Origin of the sequence: Streptomyces guryensis (assembly GCF_021261325.1) — a bacterium.
In the GTDB taxonomy this organism is placed as follows: domain Bacteria; phylum Actinomycetota; class Actinomycetes; order Streptomycetales; family Streptomycetaceae; genus Streptomyces; species Streptomyces guryensis.
On the sequence record NZ_JAJSBI010000012.1, the window covers coordinates 252435 to 276531 of the forward strand.

The 24097-nt window shown below is 70.4% G+C and carries 23 protein-coding genes; 16 read left to right on the forward strand and 7 right to left on the reverse strand.

Annotated elements, in window-relative coordinates; genetic code table 11:
* The first annotated feature begins 1 nt into the window (after position 1).
* Together LJ657_RS24770 and LJ657_RS24775 are read left to right on the forward strand one after the other, a co-directional pair.
* Positions 2-715: a glycoside hydrolase family 12 protein gene (locus tag LJ657_RS24770; RefSeq protein ID WP_232650937.1), complete on the forward strand. Its 714-nt coding sequence runs from the start codon at positions 2-4 to the stop codon at positions 713-715.
* A gap of 34 nt (positions 716-749) precedes the next feature.
* On the forward strand, positions 750-1328 hold the full coding sequence (locus tag LJ657_RS24775) for a chorismate mutase (protein ID WP_232650938.1): 579 nt from the start codon (positions 750-752) through the stop codon (positions 1326-1328).
* Positions 1329-1465: 137 nt separating this feature from the next.
* Here LJ657_RS24775 and LJ657_RS24780 read toward each other — a convergent pair whose 3' ends face one another.
* Positions 1466-3523, reverse strand: a complete 2058-nt coding sequence (locus LJ657_RS24780; protein WP_232650939.1) for a glycoside hydrolase family 31 protein — start codon at positions 3521-3523, stop codon at positions 1466-1468.
* 58 nt (positions 3524-3581) lie between these two features.
* Positions 3582-4598 carry a LacI family DNA-binding transcriptional regulator gene (locus LJ657_RS24785; RefSeq protein WP_232650940.1) on the reverse strand — a complete coding sequence of 339 codons (1017 nt, stop codon included), beginning with the start codon at positions 4596-4598 and terminating at the stop codon, positions 3582-3584.
* Between the two features lie 225 nt (positions 4599-4823).
* Here LJ657_RS24785 and LJ657_RS24790 point away from each other — a divergent pair, with 225 nt between their 5' ends.
* The 8 genes from LJ657_RS24790 to LJ657_RS24825 all read left to right on the forward strand — a co-directional run bounded on the left by LJ657_RS24790 (position 4824) and on the right by LJ657_RS24825 (position 15128).
* A complete protein-coding gene (locus LJ657_RS24790) occupies positions 4824-5072 on the forward strand; it encodes a hypothetical protein (protein WP_232650941.1) in 249 nt (82 codons plus the stop codon).
* A gap of 120 nt (positions 5073-5192) precedes the next feature.
* Positions 5193-7136, forward strand: coding sequence for an acyl-CoA dehydrogenase family protein (locus LJ657_RS24795; protein WP_232650942.1), 1944 nt, complete (start codon positions 5193-5195; stop codon positions 7134-7136).
* Positions 7137-7290: 154 nt separating this feature from the next.
* Positions 7291-8556 (forward strand): 1-deoxy-D-xylulose-5-phosphate reductoisomerase, encoded by a 1266-nt coding sequence (dxr, locus tag LJ657_RS24800; protein ID WP_232650943.1) that lies wholly within the window; start codon positions 7291-7293, stop codon positions 8554-8556.
* On the forward strand, positions 8553-9857 hold the full coding sequence (locus LJ657_RS24805) for a M50 family metallopeptidase (protein ID WP_505016521.1): 1305 nt from the start codon (positions 8553-8555) through the stop codon (positions 9855-9857). Before dxr ends, LJ657_RS24805 begins: the two co-directional genes overlap by 4 nt.
* 181 nt (positions 9858-10038) lie before the next feature.
* Positions 10039-11196 (forward strand): flavodoxin-dependent (E)-4-hydroxy-3-methylbut-2-enyl-diphosphate synthase, encoded by a 1158-nt coding sequence (ispG, locus tag LJ657_RS24810; RefSeq protein ID WP_232650944.1) that lies wholly within the window; start codon positions 10039-10041, stop codon positions 11194-11196.
* Positions 11197-11849: 653 nt separating this feature from the next.
* Complete coding sequence (locus LJ657_RS24815) at positions 11850-12698, forward strand: GNAT family N-acetyltransferase (RefSeq protein WP_232650945.1); 849 nt, start codon at positions 11850-11852, stop codon at positions 12696-12698.
* 86 nt (positions 12699-12784) lie between these two features.
* Positions 12785-13351, forward strand: coding sequence for a GNAT family N-acetyltransferase (locus LJ657_RS24820; protein WP_232650946.1), 567 nt, complete (start codon positions 12785-12787; stop codon positions 13349-13351).
* Between the two features lie 73 nt (positions 13352-13424).
* Positions 13425-15128, forward strand: a complete 1704-nt coding sequence (locus LJ657_RS24825) for a proline--tRNA ligase (protein ID WP_232650947.1) — start codon at positions 13425-13427, stop codon at positions 15126-15128.
* A gap of 56 nt (positions 15129-15184) precedes the next feature.
* Here the strand turns inward: LJ657_RS24825 and LJ657_RS24830 are convergent, their stop codons facing one another.
* Entirely contained in the window at positions 15185-15349 is a 165-nt protein-coding gene (locus LJ657_RS24830) for a hypothetical protein (protein ID WP_232650948.1), read from the reverse strand.
* Positions 15350-16000: 651 nt separating this feature from the next.
* Positions 16001-17002 (reverse strand): Lrp/AsnC family transcriptional regulator, encoded by a 1002-nt coding sequence (locus tag LJ657_RS24835; RefSeq protein WP_232650949.1) that lies wholly within the window; start codon positions 17000-17002, stop codon positions 16001-16003.
* Between the two features lie 134 nt (positions 17003-17136).
* Here LJ657_RS24835 and LJ657_RS24840 point away from each other — a divergent pair, with 134 nt between their 5' ends.
* The 3 genes from LJ657_RS24840 to LJ657_RS24850 are packed head-to-tail and all read left to right on the forward strand — an operon-like array spanning position 17137 to position 19987.
* On the forward strand, positions 17137-18363 hold the full coding sequence (locus tag LJ657_RS24840) for a M20 metallopeptidase family protein (protein ID WP_232650950.1): 1227 nt from the start codon (positions 17137-17139) through the stop codon (positions 18361-18363).
* A complete protein-coding gene (locus LJ657_RS24845) occupies positions 18345-18542 on the forward strand; it encodes a hypothetical protein (RefSeq protein WP_232650951.1) in 198 nt (65 codons plus the stop codon). The genes LJ657_RS24840 and LJ657_RS24845 overlap by 19 nt, the downstream gene beginning before the upstream one ends.
* Positions 18539-19987, forward strand: a complete 1449-nt coding sequence (locus tag LJ657_RS24850; RefSeq protein WP_232650952.1) for a sodium:solute symporter family protein — start codon at positions 18539-18541, stop codon at positions 19985-19987. The genes LJ657_RS24845 and LJ657_RS24850 overlap by 4 nt, the downstream gene beginning before the upstream one ends.
* A 16-nt stretch (positions 19988-20003) precedes the next feature.
* Here the strand turns inward: LJ657_RS24850 and LJ657_RS24855 are convergent, their stop codons facing one another.
* The 3 genes from LJ657_RS24855 to LJ657_RS24865 are packed head-to-tail and all read right to left on the reverse strand — an operon-like array spanning position 20004 to position 21901.
* Entirely contained in the window at positions 20004-20906 is a 903-nt protein-coding gene (locus LJ657_RS24855; RefSeq protein ID WP_232650953.1) for an aminoglycoside phosphotransferase family protein, read from the reverse strand.
* A gap of 27 nt (positions 20907-20933) precedes the next feature.
* Positions 20934-21392 (reverse strand): ferritin-like domain-containing protein, encoded by a 459-nt coding sequence (locus tag LJ657_RS24860; RefSeq protein WP_232650954.1) that lies wholly within the window; start codon positions 21390-21392, stop codon positions 20934-20936.
* Positions 21389-21901 (reverse strand): hypothetical protein, encoded by a 513-nt coding sequence (locus LJ657_RS24865; protein WP_232650955.1) that lies wholly within the window; start codon positions 21899-21901, stop codon positions 21389-21391. Before LJ657_RS24865 ends, LJ657_RS24860 begins: the two co-directional genes overlap by 4 nt.
* Positions 21902-22103: 202 nt before the next feature.
* Here LJ657_RS24865 and rimP point away from each other — a divergent pair, with 202 nt between their 5' ends.
* The 3 genes from rimP to LJ657_RS24880 all read left to right on the forward strand — a co-directional run bounded on the left by rimP (position 22104) and on the right by LJ657_RS24880 (position 24024).
* Positions 22104-22607 carry a ribosome maturation factor RimP gene (gene rimP / locus LJ657_RS24870; protein ID WP_232650956.1) on the forward strand — a complete coding sequence of 168 codons (504 nt, stop codon included), beginning with the start codon at positions 22104-22106 and terminating at the stop codon, positions 22605-22607.
* Positions 22608-22609: 2 nt separating this feature from the next.
* Positions 22610-23644, forward strand: a complete 1035-nt coding sequence (nusA, locus tag LJ657_RS24875; RefSeq protein WP_232650957.1) for a transcription termination factor NusA — start codon at positions 22610-22612, stop codon at positions 23642-23644.
* 101 nt (positions 23645-23745) lie between these two features.
* Positions 23746-24024 carry a YlxR family protein gene (locus tag LJ657_RS24880; RefSeq protein WP_232650958.1) on the forward strand — a complete coding sequence of 93 codons (279 nt, stop codon included), beginning with the start codon at positions 23746-23748 and terminating at the stop codon, positions 24022-24024.
* Positions 24025-24097 lie beyond the last annotated feature (73 nt).

A 24097-nucleotide genomic window follows, 5' to 3' on the forward strand; every position in this document is an offset into this window, starting at 1 on the left:
CATGGCAAAGAGCACCCGGAGCAAGATCACCACAATGGTGCTGGCCCCGGCGATGGCCGTCGGCGCCGTCGTCGGTCTCGCCTCCGCCCCCGCCTCCGCCGCCGTCTGGAACTCCTGCGCCCAGTACGGCAGCACGAACCTGAACGGCTACACGCTCTACAACAACATCTGGGGCTCCGGCGCCGGCAGCCAGTGCATCTGGGCCAACTCCGGCACCAACTGGGGCGTCTGGGCCAACCACCCCAACACCGGCGGCATCAAGTCCTACCCGAACGCCGACAAGGTGATCAACAAGTCGATCACCTCGCTCGGTTCGCTCTCCAGCAGCTACAACGTCTCCGTCCCGTCGTCCGGCGCGTACGAGACGGCGTACGACATCTGGGACACCAACCACAAGTACGAGATCATGCTCTGGATGAACAAGACCGGCGCCGTCGGCCCGCTCGGCACCTCGCAGGGCAACGTCACGCTGGGCGGTCACTCCTGGACCGTCTACAAGGGCAACAACGGCTCCAACGACGTGTTCTCGTTCGTCCGCAGCTCCAACTCGACCTCCGGCACGGTCGACATTCTGCCGATCCTGAAGTGGATCAAGGACAGCAAGGGCTGGTTCGGCAACGTGACCATCGGGGACCTGCAGTTCGGCTTCGAGATCACGTCATCGTCCGGTGGCCTGAACTTCACCGTCAACAGCGAGAGCGTCAGCAGCAGTTGATGTTGATGCGGTCCGGGTGAGGTTTCATGGACCCATGCAGATCCTCACCCCCCTCCGCACCACGCTGGCGGCCGCTGCCGCAGTGCTCGCCATACCGGGCACCGCGGCAGCGGCACCCGCCTCTCCCTGGTCCTCCCCCTTGCACCCGGTGGCGTCCCTCGCCGCCGAACGCCTCGCCACCGCGGACCTGGTGGCCGCGGCCAAATGGGGCACCGACAGCCCTATCGACGACCCCGCCCGCGAGCAGGTGGTCCTCGACACCGTCGCCGCACAGGCGCAGCGGATCGGGGCCGACCCCGACGAGGTCCGCCGCATCTTCCGCGACCAGATCGAGGCCAACAAGGTCGTCCAGCGCGCCCTCTACGCCCGCTGGACCGCCCACCCCGAACAGGCCCCGACGACCAAGCCCGACCTGAACGTGGTCCGCCAGACCATCAACCGCATCAACACGGACCTGGTCCAGGCAGTCGCAGACACGACACCGGAGCGCACGGCCCTGACGTGCCGCCCCGAACTCACAGTGGCGGTGATCGAGGTCCACCACGAAAAACACCCGGACCTGCTCCACACCAAGGCCCTGGTCCGTTCCCTGGAGTCCGTCTGCAGGAGCTGAGCAGGCGGGGCAATCGGCCGTGCTGTTCCCCGCGCCCCTTCCAGGGGCGCGGGGCTGTATCGATTTGCGGCTCCGCCGCGTGGGCGCGACAAGCCACGACGAAGCAGCAGTCGACCATGGACCTGAAGCGGCAGTTCCTACGAAGCAATAGGCAACTGCGCCCCGTCCCGCAGGAACAACGGAATCCGCTCCAACGGTGCGTCAACAGTCACGGCCGCACCCCCCTCATAGGTCTCTCCCGTCCACGCATCCGTCCACGTGGCCCCCGCCGGAAGATGGACAGTCCGGGCGCTGGCGCCAGCCGTGAGCACCGGCGCAACCAACAGATCCCGCCCGAACAGATACGCGTCATCCACGGCCCAGGCCGTCTGATCCTCCGGGAACTCCAGGAACAGCGGCCGCATCACCGGCAGCCCCTCCTCATGCGCCTCCCGCATGACCTCCAGGACGTACGGCGTCAGCCGCTCCCGCAGCCGCAGGTACCGCTCCAGGATCGCCCCGGCCTCCTCGCCGTAGGACCACACCTCGTTCGGCCCGCCGGTCATCTCCGGCCCCAGCGGCATCCCCGGGTCACGGAACCCGTGCAGCCGCATCAGGGGAGACAGGGCCCCGAACTGGAACCACCGCACCATGACCTCGCGGTACGCCGGGTCGTCCGGGTCACCCCCGTGGAAGCCGCCGATGTCGGTGTTCCACCAGGGGATGCCCGAGAGGGCCGTGTTGAGGCCGGCCGCGATCTGGCGGCGCAGGGTCGGGAAGTCGGTGCCGATGTCGCCGGACCACAGGGCGGCGCCGTAGCGCTGACTGCCCGCCCAGGCCGAGCGGTTGAGGGTGACGACCTCCTCGCCCTCGGCGCGCAGACCCTCGTAGAAGGTGCGGGAGTTCTCGGCGGGGTAGCTGTTGCCCACCTCCAGGCCGGGGCCCGCCCAGTAGCGCAGGTTCTCCTGGAAGCCCGGCTTCAGCTCCGGCTCGCAGGCGTCCAGCCAGAAGGCCGTGATGCCGTACGGCTCCAGGTAGTTCTCCTTCACCCGCGACCACACGAACTCACGGGCCTCCGGGTTGGTGGCGTCGTAGAAGGCGACCTGAACGGTGGAGGCGACCTGTTTGTCGGGCCAGTCGGCGTGCGCCATCGGGCCGTACTGGGTGCCGATGAAGTAGCCGCGCTGCTCCATCACCGGGTGGTTCTCGCTCAGCGGCGACACGGACGGCCACACGCTCACCACCAGCTTGATGCCGAGCTCCGCCAGTTCGCGCACCATCGCCGCGGGGTCCGGCCACTCGGCGGGGTCGAACTTCCACTCGCCCAGGTGCGTCCAGTGGAAGAAGTCGCACACGATGGCCGAGATGGGCAGCCCCCGGCGCTTGTACTCCCTTGCCACCGCGAGCAGTTCGTCCTGGGTGCGGTAGCGCAGCTTGCACTGCCAGAAGCCGGCCGCCCACTGAGGCAGCATCGGTGTCCGGCCGGTGACCGCGCTGTAGCGGCGCTGGCCGTCGGCCGGGGTGCCCGCGGTGATCCAGTAGTCGATCTGGCGGGCGGAGTCGGCCACCCAGCGGGTGCCGTTGTGTGCCAGCTCCACGCGGCCGATCGCCGGGTTGTTCCACAGCAGGGTGTAGCCGCGGCTGGAGGAGAGCACCGGGATGCCGACCTCGGCGTTGCGCTGGACCAGGTCGAGGACCAGGCCCTTCTGGTCGAGGCGGCCGTGCTGGTGCTGGCCGAGGCCGTACAGCTTCTCGTCGTCGTAGGCGGCGAACCGCTGCTCCAGGCGGTGGTGGCCGTTGCCGACGGCGGTGTAGAGGCGGGAGCCCGGCCACCAGAAGTGGGCGCGTTCCTCGGCCAGCACCTCGCGGCCGTCGTCGGTGCGCAGGAAGCGGATCAGGCCCTCGGCGCTCACCTCCACGGTGAGGGCGCCGACGGTCAACTGCCCTTCCCCGTCACCGATCTTGACGCTGCTCTCGGTGGCCGGCGCCATGTCGAGCAGGGCGCCCGGCAGGCCCTCCAGGATCGGGCCGCCGAGCCTGGCCCGCACCCGGACCGCGTCCGGACCCCACGGCTCGATGCGGAGGGTCTCCTGACGGCCGCTCCACTCCAGCGCGCCGTCCCGCTCCCGGAAGGTGCCCACGGTGGGTGACGACTGGGCGAGACCGACCTGGGGCTGGGCCCCGGCCTGTGGCTGGTTTTCGGCAGACTGGTTCACGAAGGGTGCTCCCGAAAGACATGAGGGTGCCGCGGAGGGCACGCACGGAAGAGCGGGATCAGGAAGTACCGGAGGGTGCCGGGCCCGTGCTCGCCCGCACCGCCAACTCCGGTGCGATCAGCACGACTTCGTCCGCACCCCGGCCGTCGAGCTTGGCGACCAGACGCTCCACGGCGTGCCGGCCCATCTCCTGCGCCGGGATGGCGACGGACGTCAGCCGCACCGAGGCCTGCATGGCGACCTGGTCCGGGCAGACCGCGACCACCGACACGTCCTCGGGCACGGCACGGCCCTGCTGGCGGAGCAGGGCGAGCAGCGGCTCGACCGCCGACTCGTTCTGCACGACGAAGCCGGTGGTGCCGGGCCGCTCGTCGAGAATGCGGGCGAGGGTCACGGCCATGGCGTCGTACCCGCCCTCGCACGGCCGGTGCAGCAGCCGTACGCCCAGCTCCTGGGCGCGCGACCGCAGTCCGTCGAGGGTGCGCTCGGCGAAGCCCGTGTGCCGCTCGTAGACGGCGGGGGCCTCTCCTATGACAGCGATGTCGCGGTGGCCGAGCATCGCGAGGTGCTCCACGCACAGCGCGCCGGTCGCCTTGAAGTCGAGGTCGACACAGGTCAGTCCGGTCGTGTCGGCGGGGAGGCCGATGAGCACCGACGGCTGGTCGGTGCCGCGCAGCAACGGCAGCCGCTCGTCGTCGAGTTCGACGTCCATCAGGATCATCGCGTCGGCGAGCCCGCTGCCGGTGACCCGGCGCACCGCGTCGGGGCCCTCCTCGCCGGTCAGCAGCAGGACGTCGTACCCGTGCGTCCGGGCCGTGGTGGCGACCGCGATGGCGATCTCCATCATCACCGGTACGTACATGTCGGTGCGCAGCGGGACCATCAGCGCGATGATGTTCGACCTGCTGCTGGCCAGGGCCCGCGCGCCCGCGTTCGGGTGGTAGCCGAGTTCGCGGATGGACTGCTCGACCCGCTGCCGGGTGATCGTGGAGATGGACCGCTTGCCGCTGAGGACATAGCTCACCGTGCTCGCCGAGACTCCGGCGTGCTGGGCGACCTCGGCGAGGGTGACCATCCAGCTCTCCAAGCGTGTGAAGCGCTTCGACAGTGCGCATTGCGAACAGGGGCGGGTGGGGGTGGTTCGACACTAGCTCTAGCGAGGGTGGGGTGTCCATAGGATGTCGAAGCGCTTCGACAGCTTTCTTCTGCCGGAGGTCGTTTCCGGGAGCGCGGCGACCTGTCCGGCCGTCGGCGGCCACTGAGAGGTCGTACCCGAACCGTCCCTCGGAAGGGCCCCCCGATGCAACACCGCAGACCGCGCCCGTCCAAGAAGAGGAAGACCTTCCTGACCTCCGCGGTCGCCCTCGCGGCCGCCGCCGCGTCGCCGTCGCGCAGGCGGGCGAGACGGACAGGACGTTTCACCCAGGCACTCGTACGGCGCAAGCTCCTCGGCAACGACAAACACGTCTCCGGCATCGCGTCCGGCACCGAGGTCTTCAAGGGCACGGGCCGTCCGGTCACCAGGTCGAACTCCGTCGACATCGGCTGAATCGGCTGAACGGCTGCGCGAAGGGTGGTGACCTCGCCCCGAATCGGGTACATACGATCGGGTAGCACCCGTCGGTAACCAAACTGGACCAAGATCCCGATTCGCGGCGAGGTGGCCCTGATGTCCGCAGCACCCGCACCCTCTTCCCGACGCCCCACCGTCACCGAACGCGAGGCCCGCCAGGTGGCGGAGGCGGCCCGTGAACAGGACTGGCGCAAGCCGAGCTTCGCCAAGGAACTCTTCCTCGGCCGCTTCCGCCTCGACCTCATCCACCCGCACCCCACCCCGTCCACCGAGAACGTGCAGCGCGGCGAGCAGTTCCTCACCAAGCTCCGCGACTTCTGCGAGACGAAGGTCGACGGCGCGGTGATCGAGCGTGAGGCCCGGATCCCCGACGAGGTGATCAACGGGCTCAAGGAGCTCGGCGCCCTCGGCATGAAGATCGACACCAAGTACGGCGGCCTGGGCCTCACCCAGGTGTACTACAACAAGGCGCTCGCGCTGGCGGGCTCGGCCAGCCCGGCGATCGGCGTACTGCTGTCGGCGCACCAGTCGATCGGCGTACCCCAGCCGCTCAAGCTGTTCGGCACGCAGGAGCAGAAGGAGCAGTTCCTGCCCCGCTGCGCCCGCACCGACATCAGCGCCTTCCTGCTCACCGAGCCGGACGTCGGCTCCGACCCGGCCCGCCTCGCGACCAGCGCGGTGCCGGACGGGGACGACTACGTCCTCGACGGGGTGAAGCTGTGGACCACCAACGGCGTGGTCGCCGACCTCCTGGTGGTGATGGCCCGCGTCCCGAAGAGCGAGGGCCACAAGGGCGGTATCACCGCCTTCGTCGTGGAGACCAACTCGCCGGGCATCACCGTCGAGAACCGCAACGCCTTCATGGGCCTGCGCGGCATCGAGAACGGCGTCACCCGGTTCCACCAGGTCCGCGTCCCGGCGGCCAACCGGATCGGCCCGGAGGGCGCCGGCCTGAAGATCGCCCTGACCACGCTCAACACCGGACGCCTCTCCCTCCCCGCCTCCTGCGTCGCCGCCGGCAAGTGGTGCCTGAAGATCGCCCGGGAGTGGTCGGCGGCCCGCGAGCAGTGGGGCAAGCCGATCGCCCACCACGAGGCGGTCGGGGCGAAGATCTCCTTCATCGCGGCGACCACCTTCGCCCTGGAGGCCGTACTCGACCTCTCCTCGCAGATGGCCGACGAGGACCGCAACGACATCCGCATCGAGGGTGCCCTGGCCAAACTCTTCTCCTCGGAGATGGCCTGGCTCATCGCCGACGAACTCGTCCAGATCCGCGGCGGCCGCGGCTTCGAGACGGCGGCCTCCCTGGCCGCCCGCGGCGAGAAGGCGGTCCCGGCCGAACAGGTCCTGCGGGACCTGCGCATCAACCGCATCTTCGAGGGCTCGACCGAGATCATGCACCTGCTGATCGCGCGCGAGGCCGTCGACGCCCACCTGTCCGTGGCAGGCGACCTCATCGACCCCGAGAAGTCCCTCCAGGACAAGGCCAAGGCGGGCGCCAACGCGGGCGTCTTCTACGCCAAGTGGCTCCCCAAACTGGTCGCGGGACCGGGCCAACTCCCCGTCTCCTACGGCCAGTTCAAACACGGCGTCGACCTCTCCCCGCACCTGCGCTACGTCGAACGGCACGCCCGCAAACTGGCCCGCTCCACCTTCTACGCCATGTCCCGCTGGCAGGGAAAGATGGAGACCAAGCAGGGCTTCCTCGGCCGTATCGTCGACATCGGCGCGGAACTGTTCGCGATGAGCGCGGCCTGCGTACGGGCCGAACTCCTGCGCAGCCAGGGCGAGCACGGCCGCGAGGCCTACCAGCTCGCCGACGTCTTCTGCCGCCAGTCCCGCATCCGCGTCGAAGAACTCTTCGACCGCCTGTGGACCAACACCGACGCCGTCGACCGCAAGCTGGTCAAGGGCATCATGTCGGGCACCTACGAGTGGCTGGAGGACGGCATCGTCGACCCGTCGGGCGAGGGGCCGTGGATCGCCGCAGCGGACCCCGGAGCCTCGGCGAAGGAGAACCTGCACCGCCCCATCCGCTGACCGCACCCGGCCCCTGAAGGGATCCCTCCGGCGCGTGATCTTCACGCCGGTTTCACAAGGGGGGATCCCGCTTCAACCCGCGCAGAGAGCGACAAGCCACCCACCCGAGCGACGCACTGTCCTCCCGGCGCTCCGGCTCGGCAACAATGGAGGGATGAGCGACAGTCCAGCCCAACTCGCCGACCCTCATCTCGTCTACGACCCCGTGGCGGGAACCGGCCCGAAGGACGTGGTGATCCTCGGCTCCACCGGGTCGATCGGCACCCAGGCCATCGACCTCGTGCTGCGCAACCCCGACCGCTTCCGGGTCACCGGACTCTCCGCCAACGGCGGCCGGATCGCCCTCCTCGCCGAGCAGGCTCACCGGCTCCGGGTACGGACCGTCGCGGTCGCCCGTGAGGACGCCGTACCCGCACTGCGCGAGGCGCTCACCGAGCAGTACGGCGCCGGGGAGCCGCTCCCGGAGATCCTCGCCGGGCCCGAGGCGGCCACGCAGCTCGCCGGCACCGACTGCCACACCGTTCTCAACGGCATCACCGGCTCCATCGGCCTCGCCCCGACCCTCGCCGCCCTGGAGGCGGGCCGCACCCTCGCGCTCGCCAACAAGGAGTCGCTCATCGTCGGCGGCCCGCTGGTCAAGGCGCTCGCCAAGCCGGGGCAGATCATTCCGGTCGACTCCGAGCACGCGGCCCTCTTCCAGGCGCTGGCGGCCGGCACGCGCGCGGACGTACGCAAACTCGTCGTCACCGCGTCCGGCGGTCCCTTCCGCGGCCGTACCAAGGCCGAGCTGGCGAACGTCACAGTCCAGGACGCCCTCGCCCACCCCACCTGGGCCATGGGCCCGGTGATCACGATCAACTCGGCGACTCTGGTCAACAAGGGCCTTGAGGTCATCGAGGCACACTTGCTGTACGACATTCCCTTCGACCGCATTGAGGTCGTCGTGCATCCCCAGTCGTATGTCCACTCGATGATTGAGTTCACGGACGGATCGACGATCGCCCAGGCGACGCCCCCCGACATGCGCGGGCCCATCGCCATCGGCCTGGGCTGGCCCGAGCGCGTCCCGGACGCCGCGCCTGCCTTCGACTGGAGCACGGCGTCGACGTGGGAGTTCTTCCCGCTCGACAATGACGCGTTCCCGTCGGTGAACCTGGCCCGGCAGGTGGGCGCGCTCGCGGGCACCGCCCCGGCGGTGTTCAATGCGGCCAACGAGGAGTGCGTGGAGGCGTTCCGCAGTGGCGCACTGCCGTTCAACGGGATCATGGAGACCGTGACCAGGGTGGTCGAGGAACACGGCACCCCGCCCACGGGAACTTCACTCACCGTGCCGGACGTCCTCGAAGCGGAGACCTGGGCACGAGCCCGGGCCCGGGAACTGACGGCGCAGACGACTTCTGCCGCGGAGGCGCGTGCATGACATCCCTGATGATGATCCTCGGCATAGTGATCTTCGTGGTCGGTCTGCTGGTCTCGATCGCGTGGCACGAGCTGGGGCATCTGTCCACCGCCAAGCTCTTCGGCATCCGTGTGCCGCAGTACATGGTGGGCTTCGGCCCGACCCTGTGGTCGCGGAAGAAGGGCGAGACGGAGTACGGCTTCAAGGCCGTCCCCCTCGGCGGCTACATCCGCATGATCGGAATGTTCCCGCCCGGCGAGGACGGCCGGATCACCGCGCGCTCCACCTCGCCCTGGCGCGGCATGATCGAGGACGCCCGCTCGGCCGCCTTCGAGGAACTCCGTCCCGGGGACGAGAACCGCCTCTTCTACACCCGCGCCCCCTGGAAGCGGGTCATCGTGATGTTCGCGGGCCCCTTCATGAACCTGATCCTGGCCGTGGCGCTGTTCCTCACGGTCCTGATGGGCTTCGGCATCACCCAGCAGACCACCACCGTCAGCTCCGTCTCGCAGTGCGTCATCGCCCAGAGCGAGAACCGCGACAAGTGCACGAAGTCCGACGCCGCCTCCCCGGCCGCCGCGGCGGGCCTCAAGGCCGGCGACAAGATCGTGTCCTTCAACGGGGTGCGGACCGACGACTGGAACAAGCTCTCCGACCTCATCCGCGCCACCCCCGGCAAGGACGTGGCGATCGTCGTCGACCGCAAGGGCCAGGAGACGACCCTGCACGCGAAGATCGCCACCAACCAGGTCGCGAAGAAGGACTCCACCGGCCACGTCGTCCCGGGCAAGTACGTCACCGCCGGCTTCCTCGGCTTCAGTGCCGCCAACGGCGTCGTCCGCCAGGACTTCGGCGAGTCCGTGTCCTGGATGGGCGACCGGCTCGGCGAGGCCGTCGGCTCCATCGCCGACCTGCCCGGCAAGATCCCCGCCCTGTGGAACGCGGCCTTCGACGGCGCCCCCCGCCAGCCCGACTCCCCGATGGGCGTGGTCGGCGCGGCCCGCGTCGGCGGCGAGATCTTCACCCTGGACATCCCGCCGACCCAGCAGCTGGCCACGGCCCTGATGCTGATCGCCGGCTTCAACCTCTCCCTGTTCCTCTTCAACATGCTGCCGCTGCTCCCGCTCGACGGCGGGCACATCGCGGGCGCCCTGTGGGAGTCCCTGCGCCGCAACCTGGCGAGGGTGCTGCGACGGCCGGACCCGGGCCCGTTCGACGTGGCGAAGCTGATGCCGGTGGCGTACGTGGTGGCGGGCGTTTTTGTCTGCTTTACCCTTTTGGTCCTGGTGGCGGACGTCGTCAACCCCGTGAAAATCACCTAGCCAAAATCAACTGGTCACGTGGAGTTTGTGGCGGCCCGGCACGCTCTGTGCCAGGCCGCCTTCCATTGGGTGGGTTTACGTCGGTGATGTGCCCGGGCCTGCGCACGTGCCGTAATCTCGAAGCCTGGAGCCCGCTGTTCCGGGACCGGACCTTGATCCACGACTTGGGGTTGCACAGCAGATGACCGCGATTTCTCTCGGCATGCCGTCCGTTCCGACCAGGGTTGCCGAGCGTCGGCAGAGCAGGCAGATCCAGGTCGGATCCGTGGCGGTCGGCGGTGACGCGCCCGTGTCCGTGCAGTCGATGACCACGACCCGTACGTCCGACATCGGTGCGACCCTGCAGCAGATCGCGGAGCTGACCGCGTCCGGCTGTCAGATCGTGCGGGTGGCGTGTCCCACGCAGGACGACGCGGACGCGCTCGCCACGATCGCCCGCAAGTCGCAGATCCCGGTGATCGCGGACATCCATTTCCAGCCGAAGTACGTGTTCGCGGCCATCGAGGCGGGCTGCGCCGCGGTCCGCGTCAACCCGGGCAACATCAAGCAGTTCGACGACAAGGTCAAGGAGATCGCGCGGGCCGCCAAGGACCACGGCACCCCGATCCGTATCGGCGTCAACGCGGGTTCCCTCGACCGGCGTCTGCTCCAGAAGTACGGCAAGGCGACTCCGGAGGCTCTGGTCGAATCGGCCCTGTGGGAGGCGTCGCTCTTCGAGGAGCACGACTTCCGGGACATCAAGATCTCGGTCAAGCACAACGACCCGGTCGTGATGATCGAGGCGTACAAGCAGCTCGCCGCCCAGTGCGACTACCCCCTGCACCTCGGTGTGACGGAGGCCGGCCCCGCCTTCCAGGGCACGATCAAGTCGGCGGTCGCCTTCGGCGCGCTGCTCTCCCAGGGCATCGGCGACACGATCCGTGTCTCCCTCTCGGCCCCGCCGGTCGAGGAGGTCAAGGTCGGCAACCAGATCCTGGAGTCGCTGAACCTCAGGCAGCGCGGCCTGGAGATCGTCTCCTGCCCGTCCTGCGGGCGGGCCCAGGTCGACGTGTACAAGCTGGCCGAGGAGGTCACGGCGGGCCTGACCGGTATGGAGGTCCCGTTGCGGGTAGCCGTCATGGGCTGCGTCGTCAACGGCCCCGGTGAGGCCCGTGAGGCCGACCTCGGCGTCGCCTCCGGCAACGGCAAGGGCCAGATCTTCGTCAAGGGCGAGGTCATCAAGACGGTCCCCGAGTCGAAGATCGTGGAGACCCTCATCGAAGAGGCCATGAAGCTGGCCGAACAGATGGAAGCGGACGGCACCCCCTCGGGCGAGCCGTCGGTTTCGGTGGCGGGCTGAGGAAGCCTCGGCCTGAGGGGTGCTTTTGGCCTGAGGGGACCTTCGGTCCGGGGAAACGTCGGGCCGAGGTGGATCTCGGGATGGGGGAGTTCCGGGCTGGAAGAGGCTTCGGTCCGGGCCCTTCGGCCTCAGGGGGCCCGGCCTCCGGCGTGAGAGGGCTTCGGGCTGCGTGGGATCTTGCGCCGACGGGCTTCGGGCCGACGGGATTTCCGCGGGCGGGCCCTTCGTCTCGTCGGGGATCTCGCGCCGAAGAGGTCTCGGGCGAAGCGGGATCTCGTGCTGAGGGAGCTTGGGGCCGAAAGAGGCTACGGCCGACGGAAACCGCGGGCTGAGGGGCCTTCGGTGCGAGAGGGCTTCGGGCTGACTGGAACCTCGGACCGAGGGGAACGTCAGGCCGGCGGGACGTCCGGTGGACGGGACTTCGCGCCGAGGGCGCTCTTCGAGCGCCGGTCGGCATTCTTCAGCCCGTCCGGTGTTTGAAGGACGAGGCCGTCCAGGCCGACCGCGGCGGTCCGGGGGTGCGGCAGCCCCCAGTGACGGCACAGCGGCCAAGGGCCACCGGCCAACGGACAGTAGGCCAACCGGGGCGGCACCGCCCAGCTTCCGCAGGTACAGTGCGGAGATCAGCAGAACCTCAGGGTGAGGCCCCGCACGTGTTGACCCAGACCACCTCACGGGTGCTCGAACCGAGCGACCTGGACGCCGCGCTCGCCGTCCTCGACCGCGAGCCGGTCGCGAACGCCTTCGTGACGTCACGGGTGCAGGTCGCCGGCCTCGACCCGTGGCGGCTCGGCGGCGAGATGTGGGGCTTCTACGAGGAGGGCATGCTGACCTCCCTGTGCTACGCGGGCGCCAACCTGGTCCCGATCTGCGCCGGCCCGCGCGCCGTACGCGCCTTCGCCGACCGCGCGCGCAGGGCCGGCCGCCGCTGCTCGTCGATAGTCGGCCCCGTCGAGGCCACCACCCTGCTCTGGCGCCTGCTCGAACCCAGCTGGGGCCCCGCCCGCGAGGTCCGCGGCCACCAGCCGCTCATGGTCACCGACCGCATGCCCGACGGCATCGCCCCGGACCCGTACGTCCGTCGCATCCGCAAGGACGAGATGGAGACGATCATGCCGGCGTGCGTGGCCATGTTCACCGAGGAGGTCGGCGTCTCGCCGCTCGCGGGGGACGGCGGGTTGCTCTACCAGGCCCGGGTCGCCGAACTCGTCGGCTCCGGCCGCTCGTTCGCCCGCCTCGACGAGCACGGCAAGGTCGTCTTCAAGGCGGAGATCGGCGCGGCCACCCCCCATGCCTGCCAGATCCAGGGGGTGTGGGTGGCCCCCGAGTACCGGGGGAGAGGGGTCGCCGCCCCGGGCATGGCCGCAGTCCTGCGCTACGCGCTGGCGGACGTGGCCCCGATCGTCAGCCTCTACGTCAACGACTTCAACACCCCGGCGCGAAGGGCGTACCAGAGGGTGGGGTTCCAGGAGGTCGGCGCTTTCATGAGCGTTCTCTTCTAGCCGCACTTCGCGGCGCACTTCCGGACTGCCGGCCGCGGTTCACAGTGCTGTTCTGACCCTCGTACGAGACCTGTAGTCTCCCCGGCATGCTGCGCTTTCCCGGTCACGGACACCGCCATCCCGAAGACGTCGTGATCGGCCCGCTCGACCTGTCCGCCCGGGTCGACGAGGCGCTCGCCGTGCAGGCCGTGGCCTTCGGACTCGGCGCCGACGAGGTCGCCGTACGGCGGCAGATCGTCCTGCGGCACATGACGTACCCCGGAGCCCGCGCATTCGGCGCCACCGTGGAAGGCCGCCTCGTCGGCTTCGTCTACGGCATGCCGAACGACCGCACCCACTGGTGGTCCACCGTCGTCGAGCCGTACCTCCGCGCGCGGGGGCACGACGGCTGGCTCGACAACTCCTTCGTGATCACCGAGCTGCATGTCCACCCCCGCCACCAGAACCTCGGCATCGGCCGCTCCCTGATCACGACCATCACCGACGGCGCCGCCGAGCCCCGCTCGATCCTGTCGGCGATCGACGCGGACAGCCCGGCCCGCGGCCTCTACCACTCCCTCGGCTACGAGGACCTCGCCCGCCAGGTCCTGTTCCCGAGCGCCCCGAAGCCGTACGCCGTGATGGGCGCCCCCCTGCCCCTGCGGCGTCGTTAACGGATTTCCACCGGCACCGGCCCCCCGGCTAACCTCCTTGCCATCACCCTCACGCAGCAGGAGTACGAGAACCATGGCGAACGCACCGGTCCAGCGGATGTCCCAGTTGATGGCGAAGACGCTGCGTGACGACCCGGCGGACGCCGAGGTCCTCAGCCACAAGCTGCTCGTCCGCGCCGGCTATGTGCGCCGCACGGCGGCCGGCATCTGGTCGTGGCTGCCCCTCGGCAAGAAGGTCCTCGCCAACGTGGAGCGGATCGTCCGTGAGGAGATGGACGCGATCGGCGCCCAGGAGGTGCTGCTCCCCGCCCTGCTGCCGCGGGAGCCGTACGACGCGACCGGCCGCTGGGACGAGTACGGCGCCGAACTCTTCCGCCTCCAGGACCGCAAGGGCGGCGACTACCTCCTCGGCCCGACCCACGAGGAGATCTTCACCCTCCTGGTGAAGGACCAGGCGTCCTCCTACAAGGACCTGCCGGTGATCCTCTACCAGATCCAGCACAAGTACCGTGACGAGGCCCGTCCGCGGGCCGGCATCCTGCGCGGCCGCGAGTTCCTGATGAAGGACTCGTACTCCTTCGACACCGAGGACGAGGGCCTGGCCCAGTCCTACGCCCTGCACCGCCAGGCCTACCAGCGCGTCTTCGAGCGCCTCGGCCTCGACTACCGCATCTGCGCCGCGACCGCGGGTGCGATGGGCGGCTCCAAGTCGGAGGAGTTCCTCGCCCCGGCCGAGGCCGGCGAGGACACCTTCGCGGACTGTCCGAACTGCGACTTCGCGGCCAACACCGAGGCGATCACCTACGAGCTCAAGCCGGTGGACGCGGCAGGCGTGCCCGCGCTGGAGGAGATCCCGACCCCCGACACCCCGACCATCGAGACCCTCGCGGCCTTCCTGGAGGTCCCGGCCTCCGCCACCCTGAAGAACCTCCTCGTGAAGGTCGACGGCGAGATCGTCGCCGTCGGTGTCCCCGGTGACCGCGAGGTCGACATGGGCAAGGTCGAGGCGCACTTCGCGCCGGGGACCGTCGAGATGGTCACCGAGGCGGACTTCGCGGGCCGCCCCGACCTGGTCCGCGGCTACGTCGGCCCGCAGGGCCTGGGCGAGAAGGTCAAGTACATCGCCGACCCGCGCGTGGCCCCCGGCACGGCCTGGATCACCGGCGCCAACAAGGCGGGCACGCATGCCAGGAACGTCGTGGCGGGCCGTGACTTCGAGGTCGACCAGTACGTCGACGTCGTGGTCGTCCAGGAAGGCGACCCGTGCCCCAAGTGCGGCACCGGCCTCAAGCTGGACCGCGCCATCGAGATCGGCCACATCTTCCAGCTCGGCCGCAAGTACGCGGACGCGCTGAAGCTCGACGTCCTCGGCCAGAACGGCAAGCCGGTCCGCGTCACCATGGGCTCCTACGGCATCGGCGTCTCCCGCGCGGTCGCGGCCCTCGCCGAGCAGACCGCCGACGAGCAGGGCCTGTGCTGGCCCGCCGAGGTCGCCCCGGCCGATGTGCACGTCGTTGCCGCGGGCAAGGCCCTGCAGATCGAACTGGCCCTCGACGTCTCCGAGAAGCTGCGGGCGGCCGGCCTGCGCGTCCTGGTCGACGACCGGGCCGGAGTCTCCCCGGGCGTCAAGTTCACGGACGCCGAACTCATCGGCGTACCGAAGATCCTGGTGGCCGGCCGCCGCTCCGACGAAGGTGTCCTGGAGCTCAAGGACCGGAAGACCGGCGAGCGCGAGGAGCTCACGGTGGACGAGGCGATCGCCCGCCTGACCGCTTGAGGCAGCCCACAGACATCTCTCAGGCCGTTCCCCGACCGTAGTGCGTGCCAGCGTCACTATGGGAGGGGCACGGTCATGACCAGCAGGGAACGAGGTGCCGCCGCGCTCTCGGCCACAGCGGGAGTCCTCGCCCTCATCGGCACCATGTAGGCGGACGCCGACACCTCCGCGAGCAACGGCACGAGCGCCGGCGCCGGCAGCAGCGACAAACTGGTCTCCACCGCGCCCACCCCGCTGGACTCCTGCCGACTGCTCGTGGCCCGGCGCCTCGCCGAGGCCGACGCGGTCTGCAGCCGCTTCCGAGCCGACTCGGAACTGGCCGCGGGTCGACGGGACGGCGGGCCGCCGGGCCCGGGGCAGCCCCGTGCTCGCGGAGGCCCGACGGTCGGCTCGGCGATGGACGCGATCGGCTACGACCGCGGCTTCACCCTCGTCCGTGGGTCGCCGACATGGCCGCCGTGCTGCTGGCGGAGACGGCCGGCTGCGGAGTTCTGGTGAGCCTCTTCGGCGACACCGCCGTTGGCGGGCGGCCCCCCGGCGGGCGGCTGGCAGATCCGCGTCACGGACGTCACCGGCCCGGTCACGAGACGCCCGCGCAGGGCTCGTACGCCACCGTCGCCCCGGCGCAACGGCGGGTTCGCCACCTCGGGTACGGCCGCCCGCAAGGGGCGAGCGGAGCAGTGGCTGACGCGCGGTCAGGGCTGTCGGCGCGCTTGGTGAGCCAGGAGGGCGACCCGGCTTCCGGGGGTCCGCGACGGCCTTCATGGCCCTGCACATCGCACTCGCGGTGATCGACGGCCACGTCGACATCGGCATCCTCGACGCCGTGGTCCCGTTCGCCTCCGACCACCTGACGGCGAGGGGAGCGCGCTCTAGACATCCGCCCAGAAATCCATCGGCACGCGCCCGCTGATCCGCCCCCGCTCATCCAGCAGGCAGCCCCCCAGCTTCACCGCCCGCAAAGTAACCGCCCGATCCACAATCTCCAGCCGCGACAACTTCCCCACCATCTCCCCCTCCAACCCCACCGCCTCGCCGGGCGACCGCAACCACACCCCCACCAGGAGATTGGCGGTGCCGCTCACGGCGGCACACATCCGCACCTCGGGAAACCGTCCCAACCTCCGAGCCGCCCCCTCCAGTTGATCCGGCGGCACCCGCAACCACAACAGCATCGTCACCGGCGCGGGCGACCAGGACCGGGCGATCTCACAACGCAGACGTATGACCCCGCCCTCCAGAGCCGCACTCAGATGCCGCCGTACCGTGCTCGCGCCGACGCCGAGCCGCTCGGCCAATTCCGTGTGCGTGGCCCGGGCGTTCTCCCCGAGGGCCAGCAACAGGGCGCGGTCCAGTTCCCCGAACCGTGGCGCCATGCCCGGTGCGGGCCGCGCGGCGGTGAGCGTGTCGCGCTGGGTGCTGGAGATCGCCCGTACCTGCCAGCGGCTGCCCTCGGTGTACAGGTGGGGCGCCACCAGGGTCCGCGCAGCCAGCACACCCGGCAGCCCCGACAGCCGCTCCACGACATACCGAGAGACCGCCGCGAGATCGGCCGTCACCAGGTGCAGCATCAGGTCGCAGGGGCCGGCCACGTAGTCGACGGCCACCGCATGCGGGTCGGCAGCCGCCCTCCGCGCCACCCGCACGGCCTCGCCGGGCGCGCAGTCGACCTGGACGAAGGCGAACACCAGCTGCCCCCCGACGGCGTGGCCCGGATAGGCGGTCAGCCACGCCGCGCGCCGCTCGACCAGCCGGTCCCAGTGCCGGGCGACCGTCACCGGGCCGACGCCCAGCGCCCGCCCGATCAGTGACCAGGGGGCGCGGGGGCTGACCTGGAGGGCGTTGACCAGAGCGAGGTCGGTTTCCGTCAGCATGGCGGATCCTTCGGATTCGGGGCCCCTGAGCGGCGTATTCCGCCGATTTCCGCGCGACGCCACACCGCCCTCTCATCATTTCCGACCACGTGGGCAATACACGCGACAGGTGGTGCACGGGTGAAGGGAGAGGGATGAGTCTGCGAGACGACGCGCGTGAGCTCCAGGGTGAACTGGCCGTCCTGCGCCGGGCGTTGCACCGGGAGCCGGAGATCGGACTGCATCTGCCGCGCACCCAGGAGAAGGTGCTGGCCGCGCTGGACGGACTGCCGCTGGAGATCAGCACCGGCGGTTCGCTGTCCTCCGTGACGGCCGTCCTGCGCGGCGGCGGCGCGCCCGGCGGCCCCGTCGTACTGCTGCGGGGCGACATGGACGCGCTGCCCGTCACCGAGCGCACCGGCGCGGAGTTCGCCTCCCGGATCGCGGGCGCGATGCACGCCTGCGGTCACGACCTGCACACCGCGGGGCTGGTCGGCGCCGCCCGGCTGCTCGCGGACCGGCGCGAAGGCCTCCCCGGGGACGTGGTGTTCATGTTCCAGCCGGGGGAGGAGGGCTGGGACGGGGCCGGTCACATGGTCGAGGAGGGGGTGCTGGAGGCGGCGGGCCGCCCGGTCGACGCGGCGTACGGACTGCACGTCAGCTCGTCGTCGTATCCCACCGGTGTCTTCGCCTCCCGCCCCGGCCCGCTGATGGCCGCCTCGGCGGGGCTGCATGTGCGCGTGGTCGGCGCAGGCGGCCACGGCTCCCGCCCCCACGACTCCCTCGACCCGATCCAGGCGGCCTGCGAGATGGTCACCGCGCTGCAGACGATGGTGACCCGGCGCTTCGACGTCTTCGACCCGGTCGTGGTCACCGTCGGCACCTTCCACGCCGGCACCCGGCGCAACATCATCCCCGACGACGCGGCCTTCGAGGCGACCGTCCGCACCTTCTCGCCGGCCGCGGCCGAACGCATCGCGGAGGTCTCCGTACGCCTCTGCCAGGACATCGCCACCGCCCACGGCCTCACCGCCGAGGTCGACTTCGTCCCCGAATACCCGGTCACGGTCAACGACGGCGCCGAGCACGACTTCCTCGCCGACACCGTCCGCGAGGCCTTCGGGGAGGAGCGCTTCCAGGCGATGGCCGACCCGATCACCGGCTCGGAGGACTTCTCCCGGGTCCTGGACCGGGTCCCGGGTGCCTTCGTCTTCCTCGGCGCAGACGCCACCGGCGACCCGGAGACCGCCCCCACCAACCACTCCCCGCTCGCCGCCTTCGACGACGCGGTGCTGTCCGACGGAGCCGCCCTGCTCGCCGAACTCGCCGTGCGCCGGCTGGACCGTCTCGCCGAGGAGGCACCGTGCGCCCCTACCACCTGATCCCCGCCGTGCCCGCGCTGGGCCTGGTCCTCATGCCCTTCCTGCCGTTCGTCAACACCGACGGGCTGTGGTTCGGCCTGCCCCGGATGCTCGTCTGGGGTGCGGTCTGGTGCGTGATGTGCACCCCCGCGCTGCTCCTCACGGAGCGCCTCATGAACCGCGAGGAGGCCGAGAAGTGACGACGATCCTGGTCATGACCTTCACCGGCATCGCGCTGATCGGCGTCCTCGGCTTCGTAGGCCGCCGCAGGCCCGCCGCCGACCTCTCCGAATGGGCCGTCGGCGGACGCCGGTTCGGCGCGCTGAGCATGTGGTTCCTGCAGGCCGGCGAGGTGTTCACCACCTTCACCTTCCTCGGCATGGCCGGCCTCGCGTTCAGCGGCGGAGTCGCCGCCCTCTACGCCCTCCCGTACGTCCCCATCGGCTACATGGTGCTGTTCTTCCTCGCCAAGCGCCTGTGGTCACTGGGCAAGGAGCGCGGCTACCTCACCCAGGGCGACTACCTGGAGGACCGCTACGACAGCAAGCTGCTCGGCACGGTCGCGGCCGTACTCGGCGTCGTGTTCGTGCTGCCGTACCTCCAACTCCAGATCACCGGGCTGGGTTTGATCGTCCAGCTGGTCACCGGTGACTCGGCCTCCGGCACCCTCAGCATGATCATCGGCTGTGCCCTGGTCGTGGCCTTCGTGCTCTGGGCGGGCCTGCACGGCGTCGCGATGACGTCGTACTTCAAGGACATAGTCATGCTGGTCGTCCTGGCCGTGCTGCTGATCGCGATCCCCGCCCACTTCTCGGGCGGCGTCACCGCGATGTTCCACCGCATCGACGCACTGCACCCCGAAATGCTGACGATCCACGCCGGGCCGTCCGACCAGGTCTGGTTCACCACGAGCATGCTGGTCAGCATGGTCGGCGTCGGCCTGATGTGCCTGCCGCACGCCTGGCCGGCCGTGATGTCCGCCCGCGACCCCAAGGTGCTGCGCCGCAACTACACCTGGATGCCCCTGTACGAACTCTGCCTCCTGATGCCGATCATCGTCGGCTTCGCCGCCGTCCTCGTCCTCAAGCCGGGCACCCCGGCCAACGGCATCCTGCTGACGCTGAGCAAGCAGGTGCTGCCGACATGGGCGACCGGACTGGTCGTGGTCGCGGCCATCGCGACGGCGATGGTGCCCGCGGCGGGCATCCTGATCGGCATCTCGTCCCTGGTGGCCCGCAACATCGCCCGGGTGCGGGACGAGCGGAAGCAGTTCTGGATCAACCACGGCACGGTGGTGGCCGCCTGCGGTCTCTCCCTCCTCCTCGCCATCTACCGCCCCGACCTGCTGGCCAACCTCCTCCTGCTCACCTACAGCGGCACCGTCCAGCTGGCCCCCGCCATCGCCCTGGGCTTCCTGGCCCGCCGCCCGGTGGGCAAGGTGGCCGTCCTCGCCGGACTCTTCGTGGGCGAACTGGTCGTCGTCTGGCTGACGTTCTGGCAGAAGGGCCTGGCCGGGAACGTCAACGCCGGCCTGGTGGGCCTGGCCGCGAACATCGCCGTACTCGCCCTCGCGACAGCCGCCGAGCGCCTGACCACCCGCCCGTCCGCACAGGACACGTCAGAGCCGATGGAGGTGCGTGCATGAGCGGAGTACGGCGGTACTACGCCAGCCATCCGGCAAACTCCAGCAACAGCTCCGCATCCTTCCCCCGCCCCACCCGCAGCGCCCGAACTCCGGACTCCACGGCCCGGAACAACGCCCACCCCCGCAACCGCCCCTGGTCCACATCCAAGGACTCGGCAAGCCGTTTCACCCGCCGCCTGGTCGTCGCGGCCCCCGACGGCGAGGCGATCAGATCCTCGACCCGGTCCCGCACCAACCGCGCCAGATCGAAGGCACACTCACCCACCACCGGATCCGGCCCCACCGCCAACCACGGCATCCGCTCACCCGCCAGCACCTTGCTCTGCCGGAACGTCCCGTGCAGCAGCCGCTGTTCAGGCGGATCCGCCAGCAGCCCCTCGCGGGCCGCCAACGCGGTGTCGACCAGCACGGCCACCTCGGCGAAGCCCGACGCGGTCGCCCGCATGGCCTCGGCCTGCCGCCCGGTCCGCTCGGCCACGGTCTCGAAGACATGCTCACCCGGCGGCTCCACCCACAGCCGCCGCAACGTCCCCGCCGCCTCCAGCAGCGCCTTCGCCTCGGGCAACGACCGCACCGACACATCCGGATGCAGCCGCTCCAGCAGCAACACACCCTCCGTCATGAACGGTTCGACCACCTGTACGGTGCCCGCACCGCCCCAGTGCGCCAGCGCGGCCCGCTCGCTCTCCGGACGGGCCCGGGGCGGGGCCAGCTTCAGCACGGCGGGGGTCCCGTCGGGGCGCCGCACCAGCACGACCAGGCTGCTGCGCCCGCCGGGGACCTGTACCCGTTCCACGGTCAACTCGCGTAGTGCCACGGCCTGCCGGGCAGCCTCGGGCAGCTTCTCCAGCCAGTCGTCGCCGTCCGGTGCCGTCTCACCGAGCGCCCTGACCAGACGCTGCGGCGGTGCGAAAGCCATGCGCGAGTCGTTCCCTTCCAGTACGCGTTACGCCGTGGGTGCCGGCGAGGCCGGGGCGGTGGCCGCCCGCTCGGCGAGCCCAGGGAAGGCTACGCTCTCGCCGCTCCAGCGCACCGCCCGCACCGCCGCCTCCCGCAGCGCCCCGGCGGCAGCGCGGCGCCGCTCGCCCCCCGTCGCCCGCACCAGGTCGGAGTAGACCCCGGCCACCCGGTCCTCCAGCTCGGTGGCGAGCCGCACGGCCGCGGCCGAGTCCGGCACCGCGAACGGCAACGCGTACGCCGCCGCCGCGGCCACCGGCGCGCCTCCCAGGTCCCGTACCTCTCGGGTGAGCGCGTCACGCCGGGCCCGGTGCGCGTCGTACGCCGCCCGGGCCTCGGTCCGCCGTCCGGGGCGGATCCGCCCGCCGACGACCCCGTAGCCGTACACGGCCGCATGCTCGGCGGCCAGCGCCGCCTGCAGGGCCTTCAGTTCCTTCGCCCTGCTCACCTGGCACCCTCCGTCAGCAGATACGCGTGCGCCGCCCCGGCCGCCGCCACCGAGGCCAGCAGCCGCGCCAGCTCACCCGGCACGTCGAGGAGCGCCGTGATACGCCGGTCGGCCAGGGCCCGTTCGGCGGCGGCCAGTTCGACGAGGGCGTCCTTCTCGTTCGCGGGTACCGCGGCGGAGGGCGACGCCGACTCCGGCGCTGTGGGGGAGGCCTTCCCGACCGCCCCCCCGAACGCCTCCGCATGCCGCACGACTTCCGCCCGCAGTGGCCCCAGCTGCCCGGCCACGGCGGGATGCGCGGCGATCAGGGCGTCGTACCGCCCGACCAGCCCCACACTCTCCCTGGCCGCGAGCGTGCGCGCCTTCTCCACGACCGACGGACTGCCACCGGCACTCTCCTCGGACTCTTCACCGGAGCAGCCCACCAACAGGGCGGCCCCGGCAGCCGAAGCAAGCACGGATCTTCTGCGCGGCCCCGAGGGGACACGCACGGGTGAGGGGTACGACACGGCTGACGTCCTCGGGGGCTTCGTACGAACGCATGGGCGGGAAACCACCCCGCCGTGATCACGGTACCCGCGCGCACGCCCGCCGGTGTTCATCGGCACCGCACGTCCGTACGTGTACGGCAACACACCCTGCGACCGGATACCCTTTGACCAGACACGCGACCCATCCCACAACAGCACACGCGGCCGAGGAGTCACCCGGATGAGCACCACCCACAGCGAGAGGCTGCGAGAGCTCCTGGAACCGCTCGTCAGCTCCCAGGGCCTGGATCTCGAAGAGATCGCAGTGGACTCCGTCGGACGCAAGCGGGTGCTGCGCGTGGTCGTCGACTCCGACACCGGTGCCGATCTGGACCAGATCGCCGATGTGAGCCGCGCGCTCTCGGCGAAGCTCGACGAGACGGACGCGATGGGCGAGGGCGAGTACACCCTCGAGGTGGGAACCCCGGGCGCGGAGCGCCTCCTCAAGGAACACCGGCACTATGTGCGCGCCACCGGCCGGCTGGTGAAGTTCCAGCTGGCCGACGGTGACGAGCTGGTCGCCCGGATCCTGAAGGCCGACGACGAGGGCCTCGACCTCGAAGTGCCCGGAGTCAAGGGCCGCAGGCCCACCGCCCGCAGGCTCGCCTACCCGGACGTCGACAAGGCGCGCGTGCAGGTCGAGTTCAATCGCAAGGACAAGAACGAGAAGGAAGAGGAGGCGTAGCCGTGGACATCGACATGAGTGCCCTGCGGGGCTTGGTACGGGAGAAGGAGATCTCCTTCCCCCTGCTGGTCGAGGCGATCGAGTCGGCCCTCCTCATCGCCTACCACCGAACCGAGGGAAGCCGCCGCCACGCGCGCGTGGAGCTCAACCGGGAGACCGGCCACGTGACGGTGTGGGCGAAGGAGGACCCCGAGGACCTCGAGGAGGGCCAGGAGGCCCGCGAGTTCGACGACACCCCGTCCGGCTTCGGCCGTATCGCCGCCACCACCGCCAAGCAGGTCATCCTGCAGCGGCTGCGCGACGCCGAGGACGACGCGACGCTCGGCGAGTACGCGGGGCGTGAGGGCGACATCGTCACCGGTGTGGTCCAGCAGGGCCGCGACCCGAAGAACGTGCTCGTGGACATCGGCAAGCTGGAGGCCATCCTGCCGGTGCAGGAGCAGGTGCCGGGCGAGACGTACCCGCACGGCATGCGGCTGCGGTCGTACGTCGTACGAGTGGCGAAGGGCGTCCGTGGCCCGTCCGTGACCCTCTCGCGCACGCACCCGAACCTGGTGAAGAAGCTCTTCGCCCTGGAGGTGCCGGAGATCGCCGACGGGTCCGTGGAGATCGCCGCGATCGCCCGCGAGGCCGGCCACCGCACCAAGATCGCGGTCCGGTCCACCCGTTCGGGCCTGAACGCCAAGGGCGCCTGCATCGGCCCCATGGGCGGGCGGGTGCGCAACGTGATGGGTGAACTGAACGGCGAGAAGATCGACATCGTCGACTGGTCGGACGACCCGGCCGAGATGGTCGCGAACGCGCTGTCACCGGCCCGGGTCTCCAAGGTGGACGTCGTGGACCTCGCGGCACGCTCCGCGCGCGTGACGGTGCCGGACTACCAGCTGTCGCTGGCGATCGGCAAGGAAGGGCAGAACGCCCGCCTCGCGGCCCGGCTGACCGGCTGGCGGATCGACATCCGCCCGGACACCGAGCAGGCTGAGGACCAGCGAGAAGACCAGCGCGGAGACCAGCGCGGAGACCGGCGCGGGGAATAGATCCAAGCCGCGGATGGCTCAGATCACGACAGTTGTATGCGCGGAACTGTTCGATTCTTGCCCCAAAGGGGTGAGGTCGCCACGGGGAGGTAGACTTAAGGGTGTCTGGCCGGACGCGCGCCCGCGCATGCCCTGAGCGCACCTGTGTGGGGTGCAGGCAGCGAGCGGCCAAGAAGGACCTGCTGCGCATCGTGGCGGTCGAGGGCGAATGTGTCCCCGATCATCGCGGTACGCTGCCCGGCCGGGGTGCTTACCTGCACCCCGCCCTGGTCTGTCTCGACCTGGCGGTACGCCGCCGGGCGTTCACGCGGGCGTTGCGCGCCCCGGGAGCGCTCGACACAAAGGCGTTGCGCCTCTATGTCGAGCAGGCAACACCGTAAGACGCGTCGCACGGAACCCCCGTGCGGCCCTGGTACCCCGCGAGTTGGAAGTAGGTCGAGATTGCGATGAGCA

What these genes read in the sequence shown, in the direction of transcription:
- LJ657_RS24770 (WP_232650937.1), top strand. Translation starts at nt 2, where the DNA reads ATGGCAAAGAGCACCCGGAGCAAGATCACCACAATGGTGCTGGCCCCG.
- LJ657_RS24775 (WP_232650938.1), top strand. Translation starts at nt 750, where the DNA reads ATGCAGATCCTCACCCCCCTCCGCACCACGCTGGCGGCCGCTGCCGCA.
- LJ657_RS24785 (WP_232650940.1), bottom strand. Translation starts at nt 4,598, where the DNA reads ATGGTCACCCTCGCCGAGGTCGCCCAGCACGCCGGAGTCTCGGCGAGC.
- LJ657_RS24790 (WP_232650941.1), top strand. Translation starts at nt 4,824, where the DNA reads ATGCAACACCGCAGACCGCGCCCGTCCAAGAAGAGGAAGACCTTCCTG.
- LJ657_RS24795 (WP_232650942.1), top strand. Translation starts at nt 5,193, where the DNA reads ATGTCCGCAGCACCCGCACCCTCTTCCCGACGCCCCACCGTCACCGAA.
- dxr (WP_232650943.1), top strand. Translation starts at nt 7,291, where the DNA reads ATGAGCGACAGTCCAGCCCAACTCGCCGACCCTCATCTCGTCTACGAC.
- LJ657_RS24805 (WP_505016521.1), top strand. Translation starts at nt 8,553, where the DNA reads ATGACATCCCTGATGATGATCCTCGGCATAGTGATCTTCGTGGTCGGT.
- ispG (WP_232650944.1), top strand. Translation starts at nt 10,039, where the DNA reads ATGACCGCGATTTCTCTCGGCATGCCGTCCGTTCCGACCAGGGTTGCC.
- LJ657_RS24820 (WP_232650946.1), top strand. Translation starts at nt 12,785, where the DNA reads ATGCTGCGCTTTCCCGGTCACGGACACCGCCATCCCGAAGACGTCGTG.
- LJ657_RS24825 (WP_232650947.1), top strand. Translation starts at nt 13,425, where the DNA reads ATGGCGAACGCACCGGTCCAGCGGATGTCCCAGTTGATGGCGAAGACG.
- LJ657_RS24835 (WP_232650949.1), bottom strand. Translation starts at nt 17,002, where the DNA reads ATGCTGACGGAAACCGACCTCGCTCTGGTCAACGCCCTCCAGGTCAGC.
- LJ657_RS24840 (WP_232650950.1), top strand. Translation starts at nt 17,137, where the DNA reads ATGAGTCTGCGAGACGACGCGCGTGAGCTCCAGGGTGAACTGGCCGTC.
- LJ657_RS24855 (WP_232650953.1), bottom strand. Translation starts at nt 20,906, where the DNA reads ATGGCTTTCGCACCGCCGCAGCGTCTGGTCAGGGCGCTCGGTGAGACG.
- rimP (WP_232650956.1), top strand. Translation starts at nt 22,104, where the DNA reads ATGAGCACCACCCACAGCGAGAGGCTGCGAGAGCTCCTGGAACCGCTC.